The 220-nt window shown below is 39.5% G+C and carries 1 rRNA gene; it reads right to left on the reverse strand.

What is annotated here, in order from left to right:
- Positions 1 to 65: ribosomal RNA gene (rrf, locus tag H6A61_RS15760) — 5S ribosomal RNA — on the reverse strand; the annotation flags it as partial.
- Between the last annotated feature and the right edge of the window lie 155 nt (positions 66 to 220).

A 220-nucleotide genomic window follows, 5' to 3' on the forward strand; every position in this document is an offset into this window, starting at 1 on the left:
TGACGAAGCTTAACTTCTCTGTTCGGAATGGGAAGAGGTGGAACCTTCGTGCTATAGTCACCTGAATTTCTTTTTATATCAGGTCTTGCATGAAGCACAAACTGAAAAAACAATCTGTCTCAAAACTAATTCTGTTTAAGGCTAAACGTATATAACATCCTTAACGTGTCACGTGACAATGAAAGTTGACGGGCAATTAGTAATGCTCGGCTTTGCTGTC

The organism is Bacteroides caecigallinarum (assembly GCF_016901995.1).
Taxonomy (GTDB): Bacteria; Bacteroidota; Bacteroidia; order Bacteroidales; family Bacteroidaceae; genus Phocaeicola; species Phocaeicola cellulolyticus.